At 61.8% G+C, this 19,482-nt stretch carries 17 protein-coding genes and 1 pseudogene; 8 read left to right on the forward strand and 10 right to left on the reverse strand.

Annotated elements, in window-relative coordinates:
- The first annotated feature begins 261 nt into the window (after window positions 1-261).
- The gene (locus RNA01_RS05375) at window positions 262-1,119 is read left to right on the forward strand and encodes a HipA family kinase (protein ID WP_147178944.1); all 858 of its coding nucleotides are present in this window, start codon (window positions 262-264) and stop codon (window positions 1,117-1,119) included.
- On the forward strand, window positions 1,116-1,982 hold the full coding sequence (locus RNA01_RS05380; RefSeq protein WP_147178945.1) for a DUF3037 domain-containing protein: 867 nt from the start codon (window positions 1,116-1,118) through the stop codon (window positions 1,980-1,982). The genes RNA01_RS05375 and RNA01_RS05380 overlap by 4 nt, the downstream gene beginning before the upstream one ends.
- 165 nt (window positions 1,983-2,147) lie before the next feature.
- On the opposite strand, the gene RNA01_RS05385 is transcribed toward RNA01_RS05380, so the two are convergent.
- Window positions 2,148-3,584, reverse strand: coding sequence for an aminotransferase-like domain-containing protein (locus RNA01_RS05385; RefSeq protein WP_371864047.1), 1,437 nt, complete (start codon window positions 3,582-3,584; stop codon window positions 2,148-2,150).
- Window positions 3,585-3,672: 88 nt separating this feature from the next.
- Between RNA01_RS05385 and RNA01_RS05390 the strand changes: the two genes are divergently transcribed.
- Window positions 3,673-4,536 carry a DMT family transporter gene (locus RNA01_RS05390; RefSeq protein ID WP_147178946.1) on the forward strand — a complete coding sequence of 288 codons (864 nt, stop codon included), beginning with the start codon at window positions 3,673-3,675 and terminating at the stop codon, window positions 4,534-4,536.
- An 88-nt stretch (window positions 4,537-4,624) separates the two neighbouring features.
- Here the strand turns inward: RNA01_RS05390 and ribB are convergent, their stop codons facing one another.
- The 3 genes from ribB to RNA01_RS05405 all read right to left on the reverse strand — a co-directional run bounded on the left by ribB (window position 4,625) and on the right by RNA01_RS05405 (window position 10,051).
- Window positions 4,625-5,725, reverse strand: a complete 1,101-nt coding sequence (ribB, locus tag RNA01_RS05395) for a 3,4-dihydroxy-2-butanone-4-phosphate synthase (protein ID WP_147178947.1) — start codon at window positions 5,723-5,725, stop codon at window positions 4,625-4,627.
- Between the two features lie 12 nt (window positions 5,726-5,737).
- On the reverse strand, window positions 5,738-6,832 hold the full coding sequence (gene aroC / locus RNA01_RS05400; protein ID WP_147178948.1) for a chorismate synthase: 1,095 nt from the start codon (window positions 6,830-6,832) through the stop codon (window positions 5,738-5,740).
- A 126-nt stretch (window positions 6,833-6,958) separates the two neighbouring features.
- A complete protein-coding gene (locus RNA01_RS05405) occupies window positions 6,959-10,051 on the reverse strand; it encodes a putative bifunctional diguanylate cyclase/phosphodiesterase (protein ID WP_235916438.1) in 3,093 nt (1,030 codons plus the stop codon).
- A gap of 313 nt (window positions 10,052-10,364) precedes the next feature.
- On the opposite strand from RNA01_RS05405, the gene RNA01_RS05410 reads away from it, so the two are divergent.
- Complete coding sequence (locus tag RNA01_RS05410; protein WP_147178949.1) at window positions 10,365-10,625, forward strand: DUF1344 domain-containing protein; 261 nt, start codon at window positions 10,365-10,367, stop codon at window positions 10,623-10,625.
- Window positions 10,626-10,667: 42 nt separating this feature from the next.
- Here RNA01_RS05410 and RNA01_RS05415 read toward each other — a convergent pair whose 3' ends face one another.
- From RNA01_RS05415 to RNA01_RS05430, 4 genes are all read right to left on the reverse strand, one after another.
- Window positions 10,668-11,258 (reverse strand): histidine phosphatase family protein, encoded by a 591-nt coding sequence (locus RNA01_RS05415; protein WP_147178950.1) that lies wholly within the window; start codon window positions 11,256-11,258, stop codon window positions 10,668-10,670.
- Between the two features lie 23 nt (window positions 11,259-11,281).
- Window positions 11,282-12,100 carry an enoyl-ACP reductase FabI gene (gene fabI, locus RNA01_RS05420; RefSeq protein ID WP_147178951.1) on the reverse strand — a complete coding sequence of 273 codons (819 nt, stop codon included), beginning with the start codon at window positions 12,098-12,100 and terminating at the stop codon, window positions 11,282-11,284.
- Between the two features lie 123 nt (window positions 12,101-12,223).
- Window positions 12,224-13,456, reverse strand: a complete 1,233-nt coding sequence (locus RNA01_RS05425) for a DnaJ C-terminal domain-containing protein (protein WP_147178952.1) — start codon at window positions 13,454-13,456, stop codon at window positions 12,224-12,226.
- A gap of 216 nt (window positions 13,457-13,672) precedes the next feature.
- Window positions 13,673-14,122, reverse strand: a complete 450-nt coding sequence (locus RNA01_RS05430; protein ID WP_170253368.1) for an RT0821/Lpp0805 family surface protein — start codon at window positions 14,120-14,122, stop codon at window positions 13,673-13,675.
- A gap of 66 nt (window positions 14,123-14,188) precedes the next feature.
- Between RNA01_RS05430 and pdxH the strand changes: the two genes are divergently transcribed.
- The gene (gene pdxH, locus RNA01_RS05435) at window positions 14,189-14,809 is read left to right on the forward strand and encodes a pyridoxamine 5'-phosphate oxidase (protein ID WP_147178953.1); all 621 of its coding nucleotides are present in this window, start codon (window positions 14,189-14,191) and stop codon (window positions 14,807-14,809) included.
- Window positions 14,810-14,863: 54 nt separating this feature from the next.
- Here the strand turns inward: pdxH and RNA01_RS05440 are convergent, their stop codons facing one another.
- Window positions 14,864-15,907, reverse strand: a complete 1,044-nt coding sequence (locus tag RNA01_RS05440; RefSeq protein ID WP_147178954.1) for a polysaccharide deacetylase family protein — start codon at window positions 15,905-15,907, stop codon at window positions 14,864-14,866.
- A 118-nt stretch (window positions 15,908-16,025) separates the two neighbouring features.
- Window positions 16,026-17,483, reverse strand: coding sequence for an MFS transporter (locus RNA01_RS05445; protein ID WP_147178955.1), 1,458 nt, complete (start codon window positions 17,481-17,483; stop codon window positions 16,026-16,028).
- Window positions 17,484-17,580: 97 nt separating this feature from the next.
- On the opposite strand from RNA01_RS05445, the pseudogene RNA01_RS24415 reads away from it, so the two are divergent.
- The 3 genes and pseudogenes from RNA01_RS24415 to RNA01_RS05455 form a co-directional block, all read left to right on the forward strand.
- Window positions 17,581-17,667: pseudogene (locus RNA01_RS24415) on the forward strand (MerR family DNA-binding transcriptional regulator); the annotation flags it as partial.
- The gene (locus RNA01_RS24010; RefSeq protein WP_284728046.1) at window positions 17,666-17,854 is read left to right on the forward strand and encodes a MerR family DNA-binding protein; all 189 of its coding nucleotides are present in this window, start codon (window positions 17,666-17,668) and stop codon (window positions 17,852-17,854) included. The pseudogene RNA01_RS24415 and the gene RNA01_RS24010, both read left to right, overlap by 2 nt.
- Window positions 17,855-18,148: 294 nt before the next feature.
- Window positions 18,149-19,465 carry a D-alanyl-D-alanine carboxypeptidase gene (locus RNA01_RS05455; RefSeq protein ID WP_147178956.1) on the forward strand — a complete coding sequence of 439 codons (1,317 nt, stop codon included), beginning with the start codon at window positions 18,149-18,151 and terminating at the stop codon, window positions 19,463-19,465.
- Window positions 19,466-19,482 lie beyond the last annotated feature (17 nt).

Raw genomic sequence — 19,482 nt, forward strand, 5'->3', positions numbered from 1 at the left:
GGATCGCCGCAGTCTGCCGGTCCCTCTATGCAACTGTTGCACGGCGCTACAGTTTGTGGGCTACAAACAGGTTTCGCACATCCTTGCTTTGCCGGCGCCGGGCCTCTGCGAACCGGTTGCACGTCCCCTCAAATCAACGACCAACAGTTTTCCCGGAAGATCAAACCTTTGGGCTGAACTGGTAAAGAGCATCCACGCCCGCAACAATCGGCTTATCATTCCAACCGTCACTGGAATTTTTGTCGGACGGCGAGGCAGGACATGGACAAGGTGCATTCAATTAAGATACGCAACTATTTTGATATGTGTGACTTTTCGGGGGCGCTATTGATATCGCGGGTTTTTGCCACAGAATTTATGCGCCCTATGATCAACGGGAAGACCGGTCCAGCCCTCGTCAATTGCCAAAGGGCAAACGGTGACGATGTCGAAGTTGTGACGAAATGTTCTGCCGGTTGCGAACAAAAGGAAACAAGTCTTGCCGCCGAGGTGATCGGAGCTTGTCTTGCCGCCGATTTAGGCCTCCCCATTCTTGAGCCGTTTCTGGTTGAATTGGACCCGGAGTTTATCGCATCCGTTCCCGACGCTGTGCATCGGGAACGGATGGCGGCGAGCAACTTTGTCGCATTTGGATCGAAACACATCACCGGCCAATATTCAGCTTGGACAAACGGAAACCTTATTTCCGAAGCAATGTTGCCAAGCGCTGCCGCCGTGTTCGCTTTCGACGGGATTATTCAAAACCCTGACCGGCGTGACGGTAACCCGAATTGCTTGGTTCGCGGTGACGAGATCAGAATAATCGATCACGAATTGGCATTCGCTCATGGATTGATCCTGTTTTGGAAGGCCCCGTGGAAGGTTGGCGGACTGCAAAATTTTGAGACGCCCGGCTCGCATATCTTCCGGTCGGGATTGAAAGGAAAGCAAATCGACTACAGCCCAATCCGTGCGGCATGGGCAGGCTTGTCAGATGCCCAAATCTCAGCGTATGGGAACGCTGTTCCGGCAGAGTGGGCGGGCGCATCGAATTCGGTTGCCAGCGCGCTACAACTGATTAAGGATGCGCGTGATAGCATTGATGCGTGCATTACGGAAATTGAACGGGTGCTGCAATGATATCAAAACAGAGGTACACATACACGGTTCTACGCTATGTACATGATGTGGTGACGGGAGAGTTCGTCAACGTTGGTGTGTTGCTGTACGCGCCGAAAAGCAATCTCGTTAAAGTTGCCGTACGCACATCTATCGGACGCATCAAGCATGTTTTCCCCGATTTGGACCGCCAGGCATTTTTGAGCGCGGTGAAGGCTGCCGAGCGCTCAGTGCGAAAAATCAGCAAAGGCTTGGAACACGGCGACTTGCTAGCAGAGTTTGGAGACGCCGCTTCAATTGCCCGGAAGGTTCTGGTTGCCGACGATAGTTCGCTACAATGGTCCCCCGTGTCCGGTGGACTAACGGAAGATGCCGAGAAGACATTCGACCGCGTTTACCGAAGATATGTCAGCCGCTACGATGCAAAGTCACCGCATCGTCGCAGCGATGACGAAGTTTGGCGTCCAGTGCGTCAGTTGCTGGAAGAGAAAAACGTCCCGATCGATTTCGCCGAAAAAATCATAGCAGGTACATCCGACGAAATCGTGTTCAAACGTGCGTGGCGCAACGGCGTATGGCACGCTTACGAACCTCTATCTTTTGATCTGGCGGACGCTGAAGGCATCAAGGACAAGGCTCGCCGTTGGCGCGGACACCTTGAGGCAGTTCATGATGGCCTAAAGAGTGATATTGAGTTGCATTTTGTTGTTGGTGCGCCGCAAAATCCTGCACTTCAGGGGGCCTATCAAAATGCTCTTAAGATATTAAGTGAAGCTGCTTTCCGGCCTAAGATTTACGAAGAAACTGAAATACCTCAATTGGTTAGTAAAATTGAGGATGAGGTGCGCGAGCATGTGGCTATGCATGCCCGCCACGTACGTTGATCGGAGACATAAACTCATTTTGAGAACGGCGTAGGATTATATCCAGCGCCGTTTTCATGGCCAAGGCGCAAAACCAAAAAAACCAATATGCAACCGGCGCCGGGCCTTCGTGCGGGTGCACCGACAGAAAGCACCGTTGCTTCGGTCGCTTACAGCGCCCCATCCTCACCCCCGCATCGCCCGCTCCACCGCCGCAAACACCCGCGGATCGCTCGACTGCGCCACATTGAACCTGAGAAACCGCGTCGCCGTCTGCGAGACGCTGAAGACATTGCCGGGGGCAAGAACGATCTTGTCGGCGAGCGCCCGGCGCGCGACGTCGGCGGCGTCGAGGCCGTCCGGCAGCTCGCACCAGAGGAACATGCCGCCGCGCGGTTCGAGGAAGGGTTTGAGGCCGAGCCCCTGGAGCTTCCTGTTGGTCTCGCCCGTGGCGCGGGACAGGCGGTCGCGCAAGGTCGCGATGTGCTTGCGATAGGTCCCGTCCTTCAGGATGTTCAGCACCAGTTCGGCGGAGACCGGGTTGCCGCCGAAGCTCGTGGCGATCTTCAGGTCGATCAGCCCTTCGATCCAGTCGGGGCGGGCAGCGATGAAGCCGCAGCGCGCCGCCGCCGACAGGGTCTTGGAAAAGCTGCCGATATGGATCACCCGGTCCAGCCCGTCGAAGGCCGAAAGGCGCGGCGCAGGCTCCGGCTCGAAATCGGCAAAGATGTCGTCCTCGATGATGGTGAGGCCGGATTGCTCGGCGAGTTTGAGCAGCCGGTGGGCGGTCGCCGGCGAAAGCGTAGCACCTGTCGGATTGTGCAGCGCCGAATTGGTGATGTAGAGGCGCGGCTGGTGTTCGGTGAGCGCTTCGGCAAACAGCGCGATGTCCGGGCCGGTCGCGGTATAGGGCACGCCGACGACCTTGACGCGGTGGGCGCGCAAGAGCGCCAGGAAGTTGAAATAGCAGGGATCGTCGACCAGCACCGTGTCGCCCGGCTCGATCAGGAAGCGGCAGAGAAGGTCGATTGCCTGCGTGCCCGATTCCGTCAGCATGATCTGGTCCGGTGAGGCCGGAATGCCACGCTCGGCCATGCGCCGCGACAGAAGCTGGCGCAGCGGCGGAAGCCCGAGCGGCGTGCCGTAGTCGGCCAGCACCGTGTCGTCGGCCCGGGTCAGCTGGCGCAGCGACCGGCGCAACTCGTCTTGCGGCATCCACGCCGCCGGCAGCCAGCCGCAGCCGGGCGTCAGCGTGTCCGCGCCGGCCTCCAGCGACTGCCGCGACACCCAGAAGGGGTCGACGACGCGATCGAGCTTCGGGCCGATCTCGGCCAGCGACAGCGGCGGCAGGTGGCCGGCGACATAGAAGCCGGAGCCCGGCCGCGACTGGATCAAGCCCTCGGCCGCCAGCCGGTCATAGGCCTCGACCACGGTCGAGGTGGAGACCGCCATGACCTTGGCAAAGCCGCGGATCGACGGCAGCTTCGCCCCCGGCGCCAGCGTGCGCCCGCCGATCCGCCGGCGGATGGCGCCCATGACGCGGCCGACGCGCGTGCCGTCTTCGCCGTCGCCCTCGTCGTCGCGCCCGATCCTGTCCAGCATCCGTACTGCTCTCGTGACCATTACAGTTCGGCAAAACTGTAATGCACTGTCTCTGAGAAATCCATCCGCGATCGCCTATCCTTGGGGCCAATCAATGAGGATGGATTGGATGGACAAGACGACAAGCGGCTGGGTCAACGGGTTTCTCGGGGTGCTGATCTTCAGCGGCTCGCTTCCTGCCACGCGGGTGGCGGTGGCCGATTTCGACCCGGTCTTTCTGACCGTCGCCCGCGCGGCGATCGCCGGCGCGCTGGCGCTGGTCCTGCTGCTGGCCTTCCGGGAGAAATGGCCGAAGCCCGGCGAGTTGGTGTCCCTGGTCGTCGTCGCGCTCGGCGTCGTCGTCGGCTTTCCGCTTTTGACCGCGCTGGCGCTCAAACACGTCACCTCGGCGCATTCGATCGTCTTCGTCGGGCTCCTGCCGCTCGCCACCGCCAGCTTCGCGGTCTTGCGCGGCGGAGAGCGGCCAAGGCCGGCCTTCTGGCTGTTTTCCGGCCTCGGCAGCCTGCTGGTCGCCGGCTTCGCCCTGCTTCAGGGCGTGACGGCCGCGCCGGTCGGCGACCTGCTGATGCTCGGCGCCATCATCGTCTGCGGGCTGGGTTATGCCGAGGGTGCCAAGCTTTCCCGCACGCTCGGCGGCTGGCAGGTGATCTCTTGGGCGCTCGTGCTCTCCCTGCCGGTCATGGTCGTGCTGGCGCTCGCCACCATGCCGCCGTCCTTTGCCGGAACCGGCCAGTCGGCCTGGCTGGGCCTTGCCTATGTCTCGGTGTTCAGCATGCTGATTGGCTTCGTCTTCTGGTATCGCGGGCTTGCCCAGGGCGGCATCGCTGCGGTCGGCCAGCTGCAGCTGCTGCAGCCCTTCTTCGGCCTGGTGCTGGCGGCCGGCCTGCTCGGCGAGGCGGTGAGCGGGTCCATGGTCGCGGTCACCGCCGCCGTTGTGGCCTGCGTCGCGGGGGCGAAGCGCTTCGCCAGCTAGGTGCGAGCGGCGCCCAAGCGATCGAGCGGGAAGATCGGTCTTGCCCCCGGCGAACCGGGGGCGATCTCAATCGTGTGGCACAGGCCCCTCAGACGATTTCGGTGCCGCTGATGCGGATGCCAAATCCTTCGAGGCCGACATAGTGGCGCTCGCGAGAGGCGAAGAGGCGGATCGAGGTGACGCCGAGGTCCTTGAGGATCTGCGCGCCGAGGCCGATCTCCAGCCATTCGCTTTCGCGCGCCTGGGCCTCCTCATGCGCTTCGCGCTCATGCAGGCCGCCTCTGGCGGTGGTCGATACGCCGACGCCGACCGAGCCCTCGCGCAGATAGACAATGACGCCGCGACCCTTTTCGGCGATCTTCTTCATGACGCCGTCGATCTGGCGGTCCTTGCCGAACACGTCCTTGCCGACGTGCTCGAGATGAAGTCGAACCGGAATGTCGACGCCGTCGCGAATGTCGCCGAAGACGACCGCGAGATGCTGCATCGGGTCCCATGGCAAGGAATAGGCATGGGCCTTGGCCGGGCCGTAGGGCGTCTCGATGGTAAAGCTCGAGGCGAGCTGGATCAGCGTTTCCTTGCGCTGGCGATAGGCGATCAGGTCGGCGACGGAAACGCGCTTGAGGCCGTGTTCCTCGGCGAAGGCGAAGACTTCCGGCCCATGCTTGACGGTGCCGTTGTCGTTGACCAGTTCGCCGATGACGCCGACCGGCGGAAGGCCGGCGAGCTTGCACAGGTCAACGGCCGCTTCCGTATGACCGGAGCGCATCAATACGCCGCCTTCGCGGGCAACCAGCGGGAAGATATGGCCGGGACGGACGAAGTCGGCCGGGCCGACATTCGGATTGGCGAGATTGCGCACGGTGAGCGTGCGGTCGTCGGCCGAAATGCCGGTCGTCGTGCCGTGCTTGAAGTCGACGGTCACCGTAAAGGCGGTCGTGTGCGCGCTGTCGTTTTCGGCGACCATGGCGTTGAGGTTGAGGCGCTTGGCCTCTTCCTTCGGCATGGGCGCGCAGACGATGCCCGAGGTATAGCGCACGATGAAAGCCATTTTCTCGGCGGTGCAATGCACGGCGGCGACGATCAGGTCGCCTTCGTTTTCGCGGCCGTCGTCATCGGTGACGACAACGATCTCGCCGGCCTCGAAGGCGCGGATGGCGTCGACGACGCGGCTCTGGTCATAGCTCATGATTATTCCTCGTCACTTCAATCGGCCTGTCTGGCCGCGATCTCTCAGATAATGATCGGCGATCGCGCAGGCGAGCATCGCTTCGCCGACAGGAACCGCCCGAATTCCGACACAGGGGTCGTGACGCCCCTTGGTGCGCACGTCCACCTCCTGCCCGTCGGCGTCGATCGAACGCCGTTCGGTGAGGATCGACGAGGTCGGCTTGATGGCAAAGCGCGCGACGATAGGCTCGCCGGTCGAAATCCCGCCGAGGATGCCGCCGGCATTGTTGGACAGAAAGACAGGCCTGCCGTCCGGGCCGATCCGCATCTCGTCGGCGTTTTCCTCGCCGGTGATCTCGGCCGATCCGAAGCCGTTGCCGATCTCCACGCCTTTGACCGCGTTGATCGACATCAGCAGGCTGGCAATGTCCTGGTCGAGCTTGCCGTAGACCGGAGCGCCGATGCCGGCCGGCACGCCTTCGGCCACCACTTCGATCACGGCGCCGACCGATGAGCCGGCCTTGCGTATGCCGTCGAGATAGTCTTCCCAGACAGGCACGATTTCCGCGTCGGGCGCGAAGAACGGGTTCTGCTCGACCTGGGCCCAGTTCCAGTTGGCGCGGTTGATCTTGTGTTTGCCGATCTGTACCAGCGCGCCGCGAATGGTGACGCCGGGGATGACGAGGCGGGCAAGCGCGCCGGCCGCCACACGCGCAGCCGTCTCGCGGGCCGAGGAGCGTCCGCCGCCGCGATAGTCGCGAATGCCGTATTTGACGTCATAGGTGAAGTCGGCGTGGCCTGGCCGGTAGCGCTTGGCGATATCGCCGTAGTCCTTGGAGCGCTGGTCGGTATTTTCGATCATCAGCGACACCGGCGTGCCGGTGGTGATCATCGATCCGTCGTCCTGCGGCATGACGCCGGACAGCACCTTGACGATGTCATCTTCGCGCCGCTGCGTGACGAAACGCGACTGGCCGGGTTTGCGCTTGTCCATGAAGGACTGCAGGTCGTCGAGGGTGAAGCGGAGACCGGGTGGGCAGCCGTCGATCACGGCTCCGAGCGCCGGCCCGTGGCTTTCGCCCCAGGTGGTGACGCGGAACAGGTAACCGAAGGTATTGTGCGACATGTCTATGCACCGGAACGTTCGGGCGGCACATTGCTGTCAGTGCCGCCGCGGCCTTTGTTGGGCTCACTCATAGTGGAAAAGGGCCAAGCGGGACAAGCCCTACTTGGCGAACGCTGCGTCCTTGTTTCACGATGCTTTGCGCTGCGGATAGCCCTTGGAGAAGCGTGTGAACTCGCTGAAGGGCAGAGGCTTGGCGAAAGCGTAACCCTGGAGGAAGTCGCAGCCCAACTGGCGCAGAAGGCCGGCATGGTCGAGGCTCTCGACCCCTTCGGCGACTGTTTCGACGCCAAGCGAGCGGGCGATCTCGATGATGGAGCGCACGAGGGCGCGCTCCTGCGGCGAGTTCACGATCGGCATGACCAGCTGGCGGTCGATCTTGAGCCGCTTGGGCTTGAGCCTGAGGAGGCTGACGATCGAGGTGTGGCCGGTGCCGAAATCATCGATCTCGATGTCGATGCCGAGCGCTTTGATCCGCTCGATATTGTCGGTGACGATGTCGTCGCTTTCGTCGAGGAAGATCGATTCCACCAATTCGAAACAGATCGTACCCGGGTCTATGGCAAGCCCGTGCAACTGATCCACCAGAGCGGAGTCATGCAGGCGCTTGGACGAGACATTGACCGAGATGCGCGGCACTTTGACGCCGAGCGCCGTCCAGAGCATCTGGTCGCGCAGCGCCTTTTCCAGCACCAGTTGATCGATCTGGCCCATCACATTGAGCTCCTCCGCGACCTTGAGGAAATGGCCCGAGGCCAGCACGCCCTGATCGGGATGGTTCCATCGCACCAGGGCTTCCGCGCCGATAAGCCGCATGGTCGCCGCCTCGAATTGCGGCTGGTACCAGACGGTGAACTCATCACGTTCGAGACCTGTCAGGATCTCGTCGGCCATGCGCCTCCTGGAAACGACGTTGGCCTGCAGGTCCGGGGTGAAGAACTCGAAGCAGTTCCGCCCTTTCTCCTTCGCCTGATAGAGCGCCAGGTCGGCGTTGACCAGAACCCGGCGCGCATCGACGGAAAGACCGGCGGAGTGGGCGATGCCGATCGATATGCCGCAGCGACAGGAAAAGCCTTCGAAATCGATCGGCTTGCTCATCTCCTCGATGATCCGTTCGGACAGTTCCGAGATTTCCTGCGTCGTGGTCGTTCGGCGGGCAAGGATGACGAATTCGTCGCCGCCGATGCGCGCCACCAGATCGCCATGCGGTACATTGCGGGTCAGAACTCTGGATGCATGAACGAGCATGGCATCGCCGGCTGCGTGGCCGAGCGTGTCGTTGATCTCCTTGAAGCGGTCGAGGTCGAGATGGAGGATGGTGAACCTGAGACGCTGGCGCTGGCCGGACTGGCTGAGTTCATCGAGTTCGATGTCAAGCTTGCGGCGGTTGGCGAGCGCGGTCAACGGATCGTGCAGCGCGTTGAATTCGATGCGATTCTTGGCGAGTTCGAGCTCGAGGTTGCGGCTGTCGGCTTCCGCCTTGGCGGTCCGTAGCTGTTCGGCGAGAAGGGCATCCGCTGTCACGTCGAAGGCGATGCCGATGATCTTCTTCTTGCCGTCCCTGCTGAGGTGAACGTGGCCGACGGTGCGGACATAGCGCAGCTCACTATTGGGCAGCTGGATGCGCTGGATGGTATTGAGCGTCGTGCCGAAGCTCGTCGCCCGGTTGGCTGCCAGCAAGGTCTCTTGCCGATCATCGGGATGGAGGGCGTTCATCCATTCCTGACGCGTGACCGGCCGGTTGTTGTTTGGCAGGTTGTAGAGCTGGTGCATCCGGTCGTCCCAGTTCGCGGTGGTCGTCAGCGGATCGCCCTCCCATATGCCGCAGTTGTAGGAGGCGAGCGCCAGGTCGAGTTTGTGGGAGAGTTCCGACAGCTCGTGCTCGCGGCTGGAAAGCTCGTCGAGGGCCAGTTCCAGCTCGGCGTTCTTGATGTCGCTGGTCGCCTTTGCCTCGTGCAGTGCCTGGGTGAAGAGCGTGTCGTTGGTGACGTCCCAGACAATGCCGGTCAGGCGCGGTGTATCCGTGTCTCCGCTCGAGTAGGCGCCGACCGAGCGAAGATGACGGACCGTGCCGTCGTTGGCCAGTGTAACGCGGTAGCTTATGTCCCAGCTTGCGGTCGAACCGCTGCCGAGCCTCTCAGCGAAGGCCGCCTCGACGCGGGAGGCGTCGTCCGGATGGATGACCGAGTACCAGTGCGCGATTCTATCGCGGCCTTCGTTCGGTGCAAGACCATGCAGGACGGCGGCGCGGGCATCCCATGACAGAAGACCGTCGGCTTCGTGGATTTCCCAGATGCCGATATTGGCCGTTTCCATGGCGAGGTGGAACCTCCGCGAAAGATCGAGCAGTTTTTTCTCGCGGGCCTTGAGTTGCGAGATATGGCGATTGCGTTCACGCAGCAGATAGAGACTGAAAACAATCGCCGCGATCATGCTGCTACAGGCGGCAAGGATGATGAGTCGCGTGATGAACTGGTGGTTGGATATCCCGTTCCAGCCATCCACAGGCAGAGCCAGGATGTCCCATGCTCCGCCCGGATAGTCGAAGCGCTCGATCAAGGGCTCGCCACCGGTCACGGCGGCGGAGCCGAAAAGATAGACCGGTTCACCCGATGCCGGGACGGTGCGGACAGCCAACGCGAGCTTGCCGAGTTCGTCATGCGGCGCGACGTCACTGCCATGGTTCGAGGAATGCAAGGATTGGCCAATAGCGCTTGCCGAGAAGAATTCGGCGACGTTCATGGTCAATAGCACCGAGCCCGAAACATCCGAGGCACCGTCGCTATCACGCACTGCCGGAGCCTCAAGGACAAACTGGTCGCCGCCGACAAGGCTCAGTCTCGGCTCCGTCGTTTTGGGGGTGGAGGCGTCGGCGGCACGGAATGAAACACTTTGGATGTGAGGAGAGCGCCGCTTCAGATGTTCCACCATGACCGCGAACTCACGCGAAGGCGTGCCCGGATCGCTGGCCAGGATATCGGCAAAACGATTGGCCGAATCGATGTCGGTTTCGATCCGTGCCGTCAGGGCTGCACGGATCAGACGTATGTCGTCCGCCACGTGGCGCTCAAGCCGTTGGCGATCTACGAGGCTGCTGCGTTGGTCGAGCAAGACGCCGGCTGCGATGATCGTCAGGCTGACCAACACGCCGCCGACCAAGAAGATGCCCGCGCCGGGCATCTTCTCGTGATTGCCCCGCCGAATCCGATCGAAAAGTCTCAAGTCAGGAAGTCCCCCAGTTCTGTGAGGTCATCCTAAGCGGGCGCGGTTAATATAGAATTGAATCCGCTAATAGTATTGTCTTGCCAATAAGTTCTCGCGATAAACCGGAGACGTCAGCAACGTCTGCCAGATCGGCCGTATCCGCAAAAGTCGTTTATAGTCTTCGATGCGCGCTACACGTGCTTGAACCTCGCCGCATTTGCGGTCATCAATCGCACCGAAAATGTCATTGTTGCGGGCGATTTTTGCCACATTCCGGAGGCCTAATTTGAAAACTTTCCGAACCCCGTCGATACTGGCAAAGGTAACCCGCATGCGTATGATGATTGCAGTGCTTCTGGCGACAGCGAGCTTTCTCTCGCCGCTCAGCGTGCTGGCGGGAAGCGATGACGTGGAGGCCACGATCCAGGCCGTAAACGTCGACAATCTCAGCCTCGTACTGGACGACGGGAAGACTTATTCCGTGCCCGAGGAGTTCAATTTCGACGGCCTCGCAAGTGGTGTGAAGGTTATTGTGTTCTACACCGAGGTTGACGGCAAGCGCGTCGTGGACGATCTGGAGATCGTGCAATAAGTCTGGCGACGCCGGCGTGAGAGCCTATTCCAGGCAGGCACATCAGAGCCAGCCGATCAGGCCGTTATCGCGGTCGATCTTGAGAATCCGGTCCTGCGGAACATCCATGTCGCAGGCCTTGTCACCGCTCCAGCCGCCGACGATACGGAAAACACTACGAACGATGCCGCCATGGCTGACGCAGACGGTTGGTCGTTCCACGGAGGTCAGCCAGGCGCCGACCCGCCACGACAGGATCTCGTAGCTCTCGGCATCCTTGCCCGGCGGGATGAAGTCCCATTTCTGCCGCGCCCGCGCCTCCACCCGTTCGGGCATGATGCGCTGCAATTCCGGTATGGTCGACCCCTCCCAGTCGCCGAAGGAAAGCTCGATCAGGCGGGGATCTGTACGATAGGCATCGGGGTCGAGGCCCATGGCCGCGCGAACCCGCTCCATGGTTTCGCGGGTTCGCCCGAGCGGCGAGGCGACGAAATCGAAATCGACAGCGCTCTCACCCAGTTCCTCAGCCAGGCGAATGCCGTTCTCGCTCGCCTGGCGACGGCCAAGCGCGTTGAGGCCGATGTCCTTTTGCCCCTGAAGGCGCCCCTCGGCGTTCCAGTCGGTCTGGCCGTGACGGATCAAATAGATGAGCACGGCAAGTGACCTCGAAGCTTGGACTATTCCTTGGCGACGGAGATGTCCGGCGCATCGACCGCCTTCATGCCGACGGTGTGATAGCCGGAGTCCACATGGTGGACTTCGCCGGTCACGCCGGTCGACAGGTCGGACAGCAGATACATGCCCGATCTGCCCACTTCGTCCGTCGTCACATTGCGCTTCAGCGGCGAGTTGTACTCGTTCCACTTCAGAATGTAACGGAAGTCACCGATGCCGGAGGCTGCGAGTGTCTTGATCGGGCCGGCCGAAATGGCGTTGACGCGAATGCCGCGACCGCCCATGTCGACGGCGAGGTAGCGCACCGAAGCCTCGAGCGCGGCCTTGGCGACGCCCATGACGTTATAGTGCGGCATGACCTTTTCCGCGCCGTAATAGGTGAGGGTGATGATCGAGCCGCCGTCATTCATGATCTTCTCTGCGCGGGCGGCTACCGCCGTGAACGAATAGACGGAAATGTCCATCGTCCTGGCGAAGTTGTCGCGCGTTGTCTCGATGTAGCGGCCGGTCAGCTCGTCCTTGTCGGAAAACGCGATGGCATGCACGACGAAGTCGATCTTGCCCCACTTGTCCTCGAGATTCTTGAAGACGGCATCAATGCTGTCGAGGTCGGTGACGTCGCAATCACCGGCCATGAAGGCATCCAACTCCTGGGCGAGCGGTTCGACCCGCTTGCGCAGGTTCTCGCCCTGCCAGGTGAAGGCGATTTCGGCTCCCTGTTCATGACAGGCTTTGGCAATACCCCATGCGATCGAGCGATTGTTTGCGACGCCCATGATGATGCCGCGCTTGCCTGCCATAAGGCCGGAACCTTGAACCATGTTCTGCTTCCCTGAGACTTTTAATTGACCCTGCCTATGGCATAGCCCGCATCACGGTTCAAGATTGCACCGGATCATCAACTGTTAGGCAGCGTAACAAAGGGTGTGGCTGTCAAAAATACTTCATAAAAACAGGCCTTCGCGCATGACGCGCATCAAGTCGGTGACTTTGTCGTCCGGCTTTTCCCACAGCATGACCCGCAGCTCAACGGCCAGCGCGCCGCGCCCGCCATCGCCGGTGGGTAGGCCGAGATCGTCGAGACGGATCACCTGGTCGGAACTCGACCACGCCGGAATGGTGATGTCCACCGTGCCGTTTGGCGTATCGACCTTGGTCTCGCAGCCGAGAACCGCGTTCTCAAGCGTGATGGGCAAAACGGTCTTCAGGTCGTGGCCATCGACCGAGAATTTCTCGTCCTTTGCTACCCGCACGGTCACGGCCACGTCGCCGCGGCCCATGCCTTGTAGCCTCAGGCCCTGACCCTTGAGCCGCACCACTTGACCGTGGGTTACGCCGCCGTCGAGCGGCACACGCAGGTCACGGCCGTCGGAAAGCGTGATCGGCACGGACTTCTGCGCCAGCAGGTCATCTATGGTGACGGTCGCCTCGACGACGAGGTCGGGCGCCTTTTCCGGCGGCGGCTGGATGCCGCGGATGCGGCGGACCAGGGATGTCAGCAGTTCGATCGGCGCGAGGATTGAGGCGGGCTTGACGATGCCGGACGGGTGCTCGCTCTCGTTCCGCTCGGCCTCTGCCTCCGCATCGCGCTTCAGTGTCTCAGCGACAGCGGCCGCTTCCGGCGTATCGCCGAAGATGCGCGACACGAGATCCTCGGGGCTCTCCCCGGCGGCATTGGCTTTGCTCTGGGCCTGCGGGCCGGCCTGCCCCTGACCTTGGCCTTGTGGCTGGGCTTGCGCCTGGGGCGCGCCTTGCTGCGGCTTTTCCGACTTGGCCTGGGTTGCCTGCGCTTTCGACTGTGCTTGAGCTTGGGCCTGCTTGTCGGCTTTGGCCTTTTCGGCTTCGGCGCGCGCGAGTTCGGCGAGCACGCGCTCGGCGTTGGCCTTGGCGATCTTGGCCTTCTCAGCGGCTTCGCGCGCGGCCTGGCGCTGCTGCATGATTGTTTGCTCGCGCTCGATTGCTTCGACCTTGTCGCGCTGCTGATCGTAACGGTTACGCTTTTCCGGGTCCTTCAATACTTCGTAGGCGCGGCCGACTTCGGTGAAGCGGCGGTTGGCATCGGGGTCCTGGCGGTTCTGATCGGGATGCACGCTCTTCGCCTTCATCCGCCAGGCCGACTTGATTTCATCGGCGCCCGCATCACGCTTTACGCCGAGCACTGAATAGAAATCGCGCATTTAGCCCACCCAGTACAATTGACCGCGCATCCAAGCCCCCACGGCCAATGCGCTGCGATAAACAGAGTCCGCTCCGCCTTTATTCCGGCAGTCCGGCCTTACAGTTCGGAGATTATGGCAAGAAGTTGCTAATCAGTGGTTACGCGGGAGGCGGGCGACGAGGTGCCAGGCTGTCCCGGATCGGAGCGCCTTGGTCCTTGTTTCAGGTTGCGGCTCTTACGGGCGGCGGTCGAAGCTCATCAGCTGCCACTGGCCGGCGCCCGTGGTGCAGGTCTTGCCGGAGAAATAGGCGATGCCTTCATAGGAATGACGGGTCGTGGAGAAATTGCGGCAGACGACGCCGTTTGCCTTCTGCTCTTCGATCGCTGTAACCACGCCGGCGCTACCGGTGCTCGCATTGGCCCAGGGGAGGGCGCTCCCGGTACGCGACAAATCCGCGGAAGAGACGGCGTTCTGCACCGTCAGCTCGTCAGAGCGTCCCTCCTCGGTCTTCTTCGGCGAGACGGTATTGGTGGAGATCGAGCGATCGACATCGGAACCGAACAGGTCCATTCCTCCACCGAAACAGCCGCTGACCGGCAGTGTCACGGCGAGAACGATGAGTAATCTGCTTTTACCCAATGGCTCGCCCTTTTTGCGCTCGTTGGACTTTGCTATGTCTCTCAATAGACGTCCTGTCCAGTGCTTCGCCTCTGGGCAATGGTGATAAAGTTCGGGAGCATTCGAATCAATATGTCAGAAACTGAGTTAACAAGCAGTGACTTCACCGAGGAAAACGAACCCTTCGCGCTTTTCGGCGCCTGGTTGAAGGACGCCACGGCTTCGGAGATCAACGATCCCAACGCGGTCGCGGTCGCGACGGTCGATGAGAACGGCTTGCCAAACGTGCGGATGGTTCTGCTCAAGGACTTCGATAGCCGTGGTTTCGTTTTCTACACAAATTTCGAGAGCCAGAAGGGGCAGGAAATTCTAGGTCAGAAAAAGGCCGCCATGTGCTTTCACTGGAAATCGCTGCGTCGCCAGGTGCGTCTGCGGGGCGAGGTCGAGATCGTCTCGGATGCGGAGGCGGATGCCTATTACCAGTCCCGCCCGCTTGGCAGCCGCATCGGCGCCTGGGCGTCGAAACAGTCTCGCCCTCTGGAAGGTCGTTTCGCGCTGGAAAAGGCGGTTGCCGAATACACGGCCCGTTATGCGCTGGGAAATGTTCCCCGACCACCCTATTGGTCCGGCTTCCGCATCAGGCCTGTTTCAATCGAATTCTGGCACGATCGCAAGTTCCGGCTGCACGATCGTATCGAATTCCGCCGCGAGACGCCGGACGCGCCGTGGCATAAGGTGCGGATGTACCCCTGATCGAAAAGGCATGGCCGGCGCATCTGCCGTCGCCGGCCATACGGCTTGAGCGGATCAGCCGGCCAGGCGAAAGGGAATGCCGGAGGCGAGCGCAGCGACATAGCGTGACTTCTGGTAATAGCCGTTCAGCGATACGCGCGGCAGAAGCAGCGGCTCGGCAAGGGCTCCGGCGTCAAGGGTTCCTGCGTGGGTCGTCACGGCGAGGGTGAAGCCGGCTTTGGCCGCCAGTGCGGCGATGCGTTTCGAGGCGCTGCGCGCATCGCCGTAAGGGTAGGCGAGGCATGTCGGCCTGCGGCCGGTCAGAGACTCCACATAGTCAGCGCCGCCAACCAGTTCGTTCAGCGCTTCCGCATCGTCGAGAAAGTCCAGCCCCCGGTGGCTGATCGTGTGGGCCCCGAGGTTGGCGAGCGGATGACGCGCCAGTGTCTTCAACTCGTCGGCCGTCATCACCAGTGCAGCAACAATCGCCTGAGGGTCGACGCCGACACGGCGCGCGGCGGCGTCGAGCCGCGCGATTGCCAGTGGCTCCCGTGGTCCGCAAATCCCGTTGTTGATCAGATCGCTGACCGCCAGTTTGGCGTGAATGGTCTTAATGGTGTGGTTCTTCATACCCGCGTCAGATTCGATCGTGAAACGGTCGGTGGCGTTCAGCAGTGCCTCGGCGGTTTCCCACCAGATTGTGTGGCTGCGTTCGGAAAAACCCTTGGTGACGAAGACCGTGAACGGCACATTGTGGTGCTCGAAGACGGGCAGGGCATGTTCGGCATTGTCGCGATTACCATCGTCGAGGGTGAAGACGGCAAAGGGTGGCTGGTCTGGTGGGGCCGCGAGCAGGCGCGGAACGTCGTCGAGTGCCGCGAATTGGTAGCCCTCTGCCTTCAGCCTCCGAATCGCCGTGTCCAGGAATTCCGGTGTGATCTCAAGGTGAGCATTTACATTGACCGGCAGCGACCGGTACGGACGCACGTGGTGCAGCGTGAAGATCACGCCGCGGCCACGTGCCTTGCGCATCGCGCCGAGCTGGTTGAGGAGTTGGGATGCCTCCAAACCACCGGAAATAACGGCCCTGCGCAGGAAGCCTTTCAGGATCGCCTTCATCGTCCCTCCTGGGTTTGCGGCGCAGTATCATTGGTCAGGCCTAACAGGCGCGCGTTAAGCCTTGCTGAATGATCGAGCCCCGTTTTCCCGATGTCTTTCTTGCGGCGCGGCCAGAGTGCTAGACCATCAGTCGAACAGCGCGGCGAGCCGCCAGGAAGGCGGGGATGGCCCAAACCAGCGCAATGGCGAAGGTGAAGGTCAGCACGCTACGCATCGTATCGACGGATTGTGCCGTGGCAAGCCCTGCACCATTGGCGTTGAGACCGGCAAGCGCTGCGCCGAGCGCAAAGCCTGCCGATTGCAGTGTCGGCAGGATCGCCGAAGTCTTGTCACGTTCGTGGTCCGGCGTCACCTCCATCAGCATCTGGCTGAGATAACCCCAGCTCAACCCGAAGGCTGCGCCAATGATGATCTGTGCGATCGCAAGCATGATGATGTTCATTGTCCCGATTGCGCCGGCAAGGCTCGCGAAGCCCAGCACCAGCAGCATGGGCCCCAGCCATATCGCGACCTGCCTCGACCGTTCTGTCCTCAGGTTGGCGACGCCGTTCGCCGTAATACTCCAGCTGATCGCCATCAGCGCGCCAAGGGCGCCGGCCAACGTCGGGCGGTAGCCGAACAGGTATTGCAGCGAATAGACGAGATAGACACTGCTCGTCGCTTGCGAGAGCGGCATCAGCAGAATGACCCAGAGTCCCAGACCGAGCGGCGATCGGGTGGAGAAAGCCCCCTGCGGCAGGATCGAATCCTGCGCGCGCCGGTCGAGGCGAACGGCGCCGAGAACCATGAGCAGAGATCCCGCCACCATTGCCACGGTGAGGGATATGGGACCGGCAAGACCTGCCACCAGCATGGAAACGAGACCAAGGGAAAGCAGGGTCAGCCGCAGCGTCGGGAATTGCACCCGCCGGCCGATCTCCGCTCCCGCCGGCACGAGGACGAGTGCGAGCAACAGGAAGAGGGCGATGAGCGGCACATTCACGAGAAAGGCCACCCGCCAGGAAAAGGCTTCCGTCAAGGAGCCGGCAAGCACTGGCCCGCCGAAAGCGGCGACCGCCCAGACGCTCGCCTCGGCCCCGAACACCTTCGGCACCAGCGCGGGCGGAAACATTTCCGGGATAAGCGCATAGCAGATGGCGGCGATGATCCCTTCGCCGATCCCTTGGCAGATCCGCCCGAACAGCACGGTGTTCATGTCGGTGGCGAAGGCGGCGGCCAGTGTTCCGACCAGGAAGATCAGGGCGGCGGTAAAGAGAACTGTCCTTGCGCCGTATCGCTGTTTGAGCAGGGCGGCGCTGGCGCCCGCCACGATGGACGCGACGAGATAGAGGGTCATCGACCACGAGAGCAATTCCGCGCCGCCGATCTCGCCGACTGCCGTCGGCAGGACGGTGCTCACGAGAAATCCGTTGAAAGCATAGAGCGCCACCCCCATGCACAGCATCGTCGTCGTCGCGAGATAGCGCGGCGCGAGCAGCTCGATCCAACGCCCGCTCGCGGGCGCTTCCGCGGTTCGATCGAGGGCATTGGCAACCAACGTATCTGTGCCGGTTGTCGTTTCTGTCTTCGACTCCATGCTTCTCTTCTTCCCGTCTTGGATTTTGATTCTGCGGGATGCTACAACCTAAACCAATGTTGAGGTAAAGAGGCGAAGGACTGATAAAATGCGGGGTATGACCGTCGGTGAAATAGCCAGGCGCAGCGGCGTCGCCGTGTCGGCCATCCACTTCTATGAACGCAAGGGGTTGATCACGGCGCATCGCCCTCATCAAGCTGGCTCAGCAGATCGGTGTGCCCTTGTCCGAGGTCGCCGACCAACTCTCCGTGCTGCCGGAAAACCGCGCACCCGATCACGATGACTGGAATAAGATCGCCCCCCGCTGGTCAGGCGAAATCAACCGCCGTATCCGGATGATCGGCTGGGCGAAGAAGGGTCGGGACCCGTGACCCTCGCCGAAATGGCGGCGAACCCGGGCGGCAAGGACGCAAGCCGCCACCCGCTGGGCGGCCGGAGAGCGTCGCGACGTTCGTCGCGCTTCAGCTGAGCCCCCCGGATCCAGCCTCGCGACATTTACCTTTTGTTAAGTGTGAACGTGAAACTTTTGGTTAACATATGCAGGGCCCCGCGCTTGCACAATTGTCGCCCCAATCTTGTTCTACCGAAGCCCGTCTTTTGTCACGATAGACCCTGCCGCCGAACACGTGGTGCCCTGCCACAGTCCCGTCGCCTTTGGAGGAATTATGAAGAAGTTGTTGATCGCGCTTTCGTTCTTGATGTCGATCGTCGCGTTTTCGACAAGTGCAGTGGCCGGCAGCGCCCAGCTTCTCCTCGATGCCCGCACGGGCGAGGTACTCGCATCGGAAAACCCTGACAGCTTCAATCATCCGGCCTCCCTGACCAAGATGATGACGCTCTATATGGCCTTTGAGGCCATTCGGCGCGGTGAACTGTCCTGGAACAGTCGGGTGCCTTTCTCCAAATACGCGGCCTCGCGGCCGCCGACGAAGCTGCGCGTCAAGGCCGGCGATGCTATCACGGTCAAGGAAGCCGTGCTCGGCATGATCGTCCAGTCGGCCAATGATGCCGCCGCCGCCATGGCGGAAAAGCTCGGCGGCACGGAAAGCCAGTTTGCCGCGATGATGACCAAGCGGGCCCGTGCGCTTGGAATGTCGAACACCACCTTCGTCAACGCCTCCGGCCTGCCGGATGACCGCCAGATCACCACGGCGCGCGACATGTCGACGCTCGGCGTCGCGCTGCTGCGCGACTTCCCGCAGGAATACAAGCTGTTCAACACCAAGAGCTTCGCCTTCCGTGGACGCACCATCAACGGCCACAACAATCTGATGTATCGCTACAAGGGCATGGACGGGATCAAGACCGGCTATACCAATGCCTCGGGCTTCAATCTGGTCAGCGCCGTCACGGACGGCAAGCGTCGTGTGATCGGTGTCGTGATGGGCGGACGCTCGGCGGCCAGCCGCGACAAGGTCATGGAGAAGCTGATTGCCGGTAACATTGCCAAGGCGTCGAGCGGCACGCGGCTTCTGGCCAGCAATTCGACACGGGTCGGCATGGACCTGGCGCGTCTCGGTGACGACATACCGGTTCCGGCGCCGCGGCGCGATGCTGTGGCCGCTGTGATCAGCCTTGCCAATGCGACGCCGATCCCGGCCACCCGCTATGGAACGGCCTATGCCAATCCGATGGAAGTAGCCGCCGCCCCCGTAATGAGCGACGTCGCCGCCTTGACGCCGCAGGCTGAAATCCCGCGGGCGCGGCCTGCGGCACAGGCACCGAAGGCGGGTGGCTGGCAGATCCAGATCGCCGCCGCCACCAGCGCGCGCTTGGCGATGGAACTGCTTGCCGATGCCAAGGCCAAGATCGGCGGCGCGCTCGCCAACCGTGACACCTATACAGAAGCGGTGACCCGCGACGGCTCTACCTTCTACCGCGCCCGCTTCACCGGATTTTCCAGCAAGAGCGAGGCCCGCTCCGCCTGCGATCAATTGGTGAAAAACCGTTACGACTGTGTGCTGATGCCGGCCAGGGGGTGAGGGCAGGGCACCGAAAT

Origin of the sequence: Paenirhizobium naphthalenivorans, assembly GCF_007992095.1 — a bacterium.
GTDB classification, from domain to species: domain Bacteria; phylum Pseudomonadota; class Alphaproteobacteria; order Rhizobiales; family Rhizobiaceae; genus Allorhizobium; species Allorhizobium naphthalenivorans.

Excerpts from the sequence above, each read along its gene's own strand:
- RNA01_RS05375 (WP_147178944.1), top strand. The coding sequence starts at position 262 with ATGGACAAGGTGCATTCAATTAAGATACGCAACTATTTTGATATGTGT.
- RNA01_RS05380 (WP_147178945.1), top strand. The coding sequence starts at position 1,116 with ATGATATCAAAACAGAGGTACACATACACGGTTCTACGCTATGTACAT.
- RNA01_RS05385 (WP_371864047.1), bottom strand. The coding sequence starts at position 3,584 with ATGGTCACGAGAGCAGTACGGATGCTGGACAGGATCGGGCGCGACGAC.
- RNA01_RS05390 (WP_147178946.1), top strand. The coding sequence starts at position 3,673 with ATGGACAAGACGACAAGCGGCTGGGTCAACGGGTTTCTCGGGGTGCTG.
- ribB (WP_147178947.1), bottom strand. The coding sequence starts at position 5,725 with ATGAGCTATGACCAGAGCCGCGTCGTCGACGCCATCCGCGCCTTCGAG.
- aroC (WP_147178948.1), bottom strand. The coding sequence starts at position 6,832 with ATGTCGCACAATACCTTCGGTTACCTGTTCCGCGTCACCACCTGGGGC.
- RNA01_RS05410 (WP_147178949.1), top strand. The coding sequence starts at position 10,365 with ATGCGTATGATGATTGCAGTGCTTCTGGCGACAGCGAGCTTTCTCTCG.
- fabI (WP_147178951.1), bottom strand. The coding sequence starts at position 12,100 with ATGGTTCAAGGTTCCGGCCTTATGGCAGGCAAGCGCGGCATCATCATG.
- RNA01_RS05425 (WP_147178952.1), bottom strand. The coding sequence starts at position 13,456 with ATGCGCGATTTCTATTCAGTGCTCGGCGTAAAGCGTGATGCGGGCGCC.
- pdxH (WP_147178953.1), top strand. The coding sequence starts at position 14,189 with ATGTCAGAAACTGAGTTAACAAGCAGTGACTTCACCGAGGAAAACGAA.
- RNA01_RS05440 (WP_147178954.1), bottom strand. The coding sequence starts at position 15,907 with ATGAAGGCGATCCTGAAAGGCTTCCTGCGCAGGGCCGTTATTTCCGGT.
- RNA01_RS05445 (WP_147178955.1), bottom strand. The coding sequence starts at position 17,483 with ATGGAGTCGAAGACAGAAACGACAACCGGCACAGATACGTTGGTTGCC.
- RNA01_RS05455 (WP_147178956.1), top strand. The coding sequence starts at position 18,149 with ATGAAGAAGTTGTTGATCGCGCTTTCGTTCTTGATGTCGATCGTCGCG.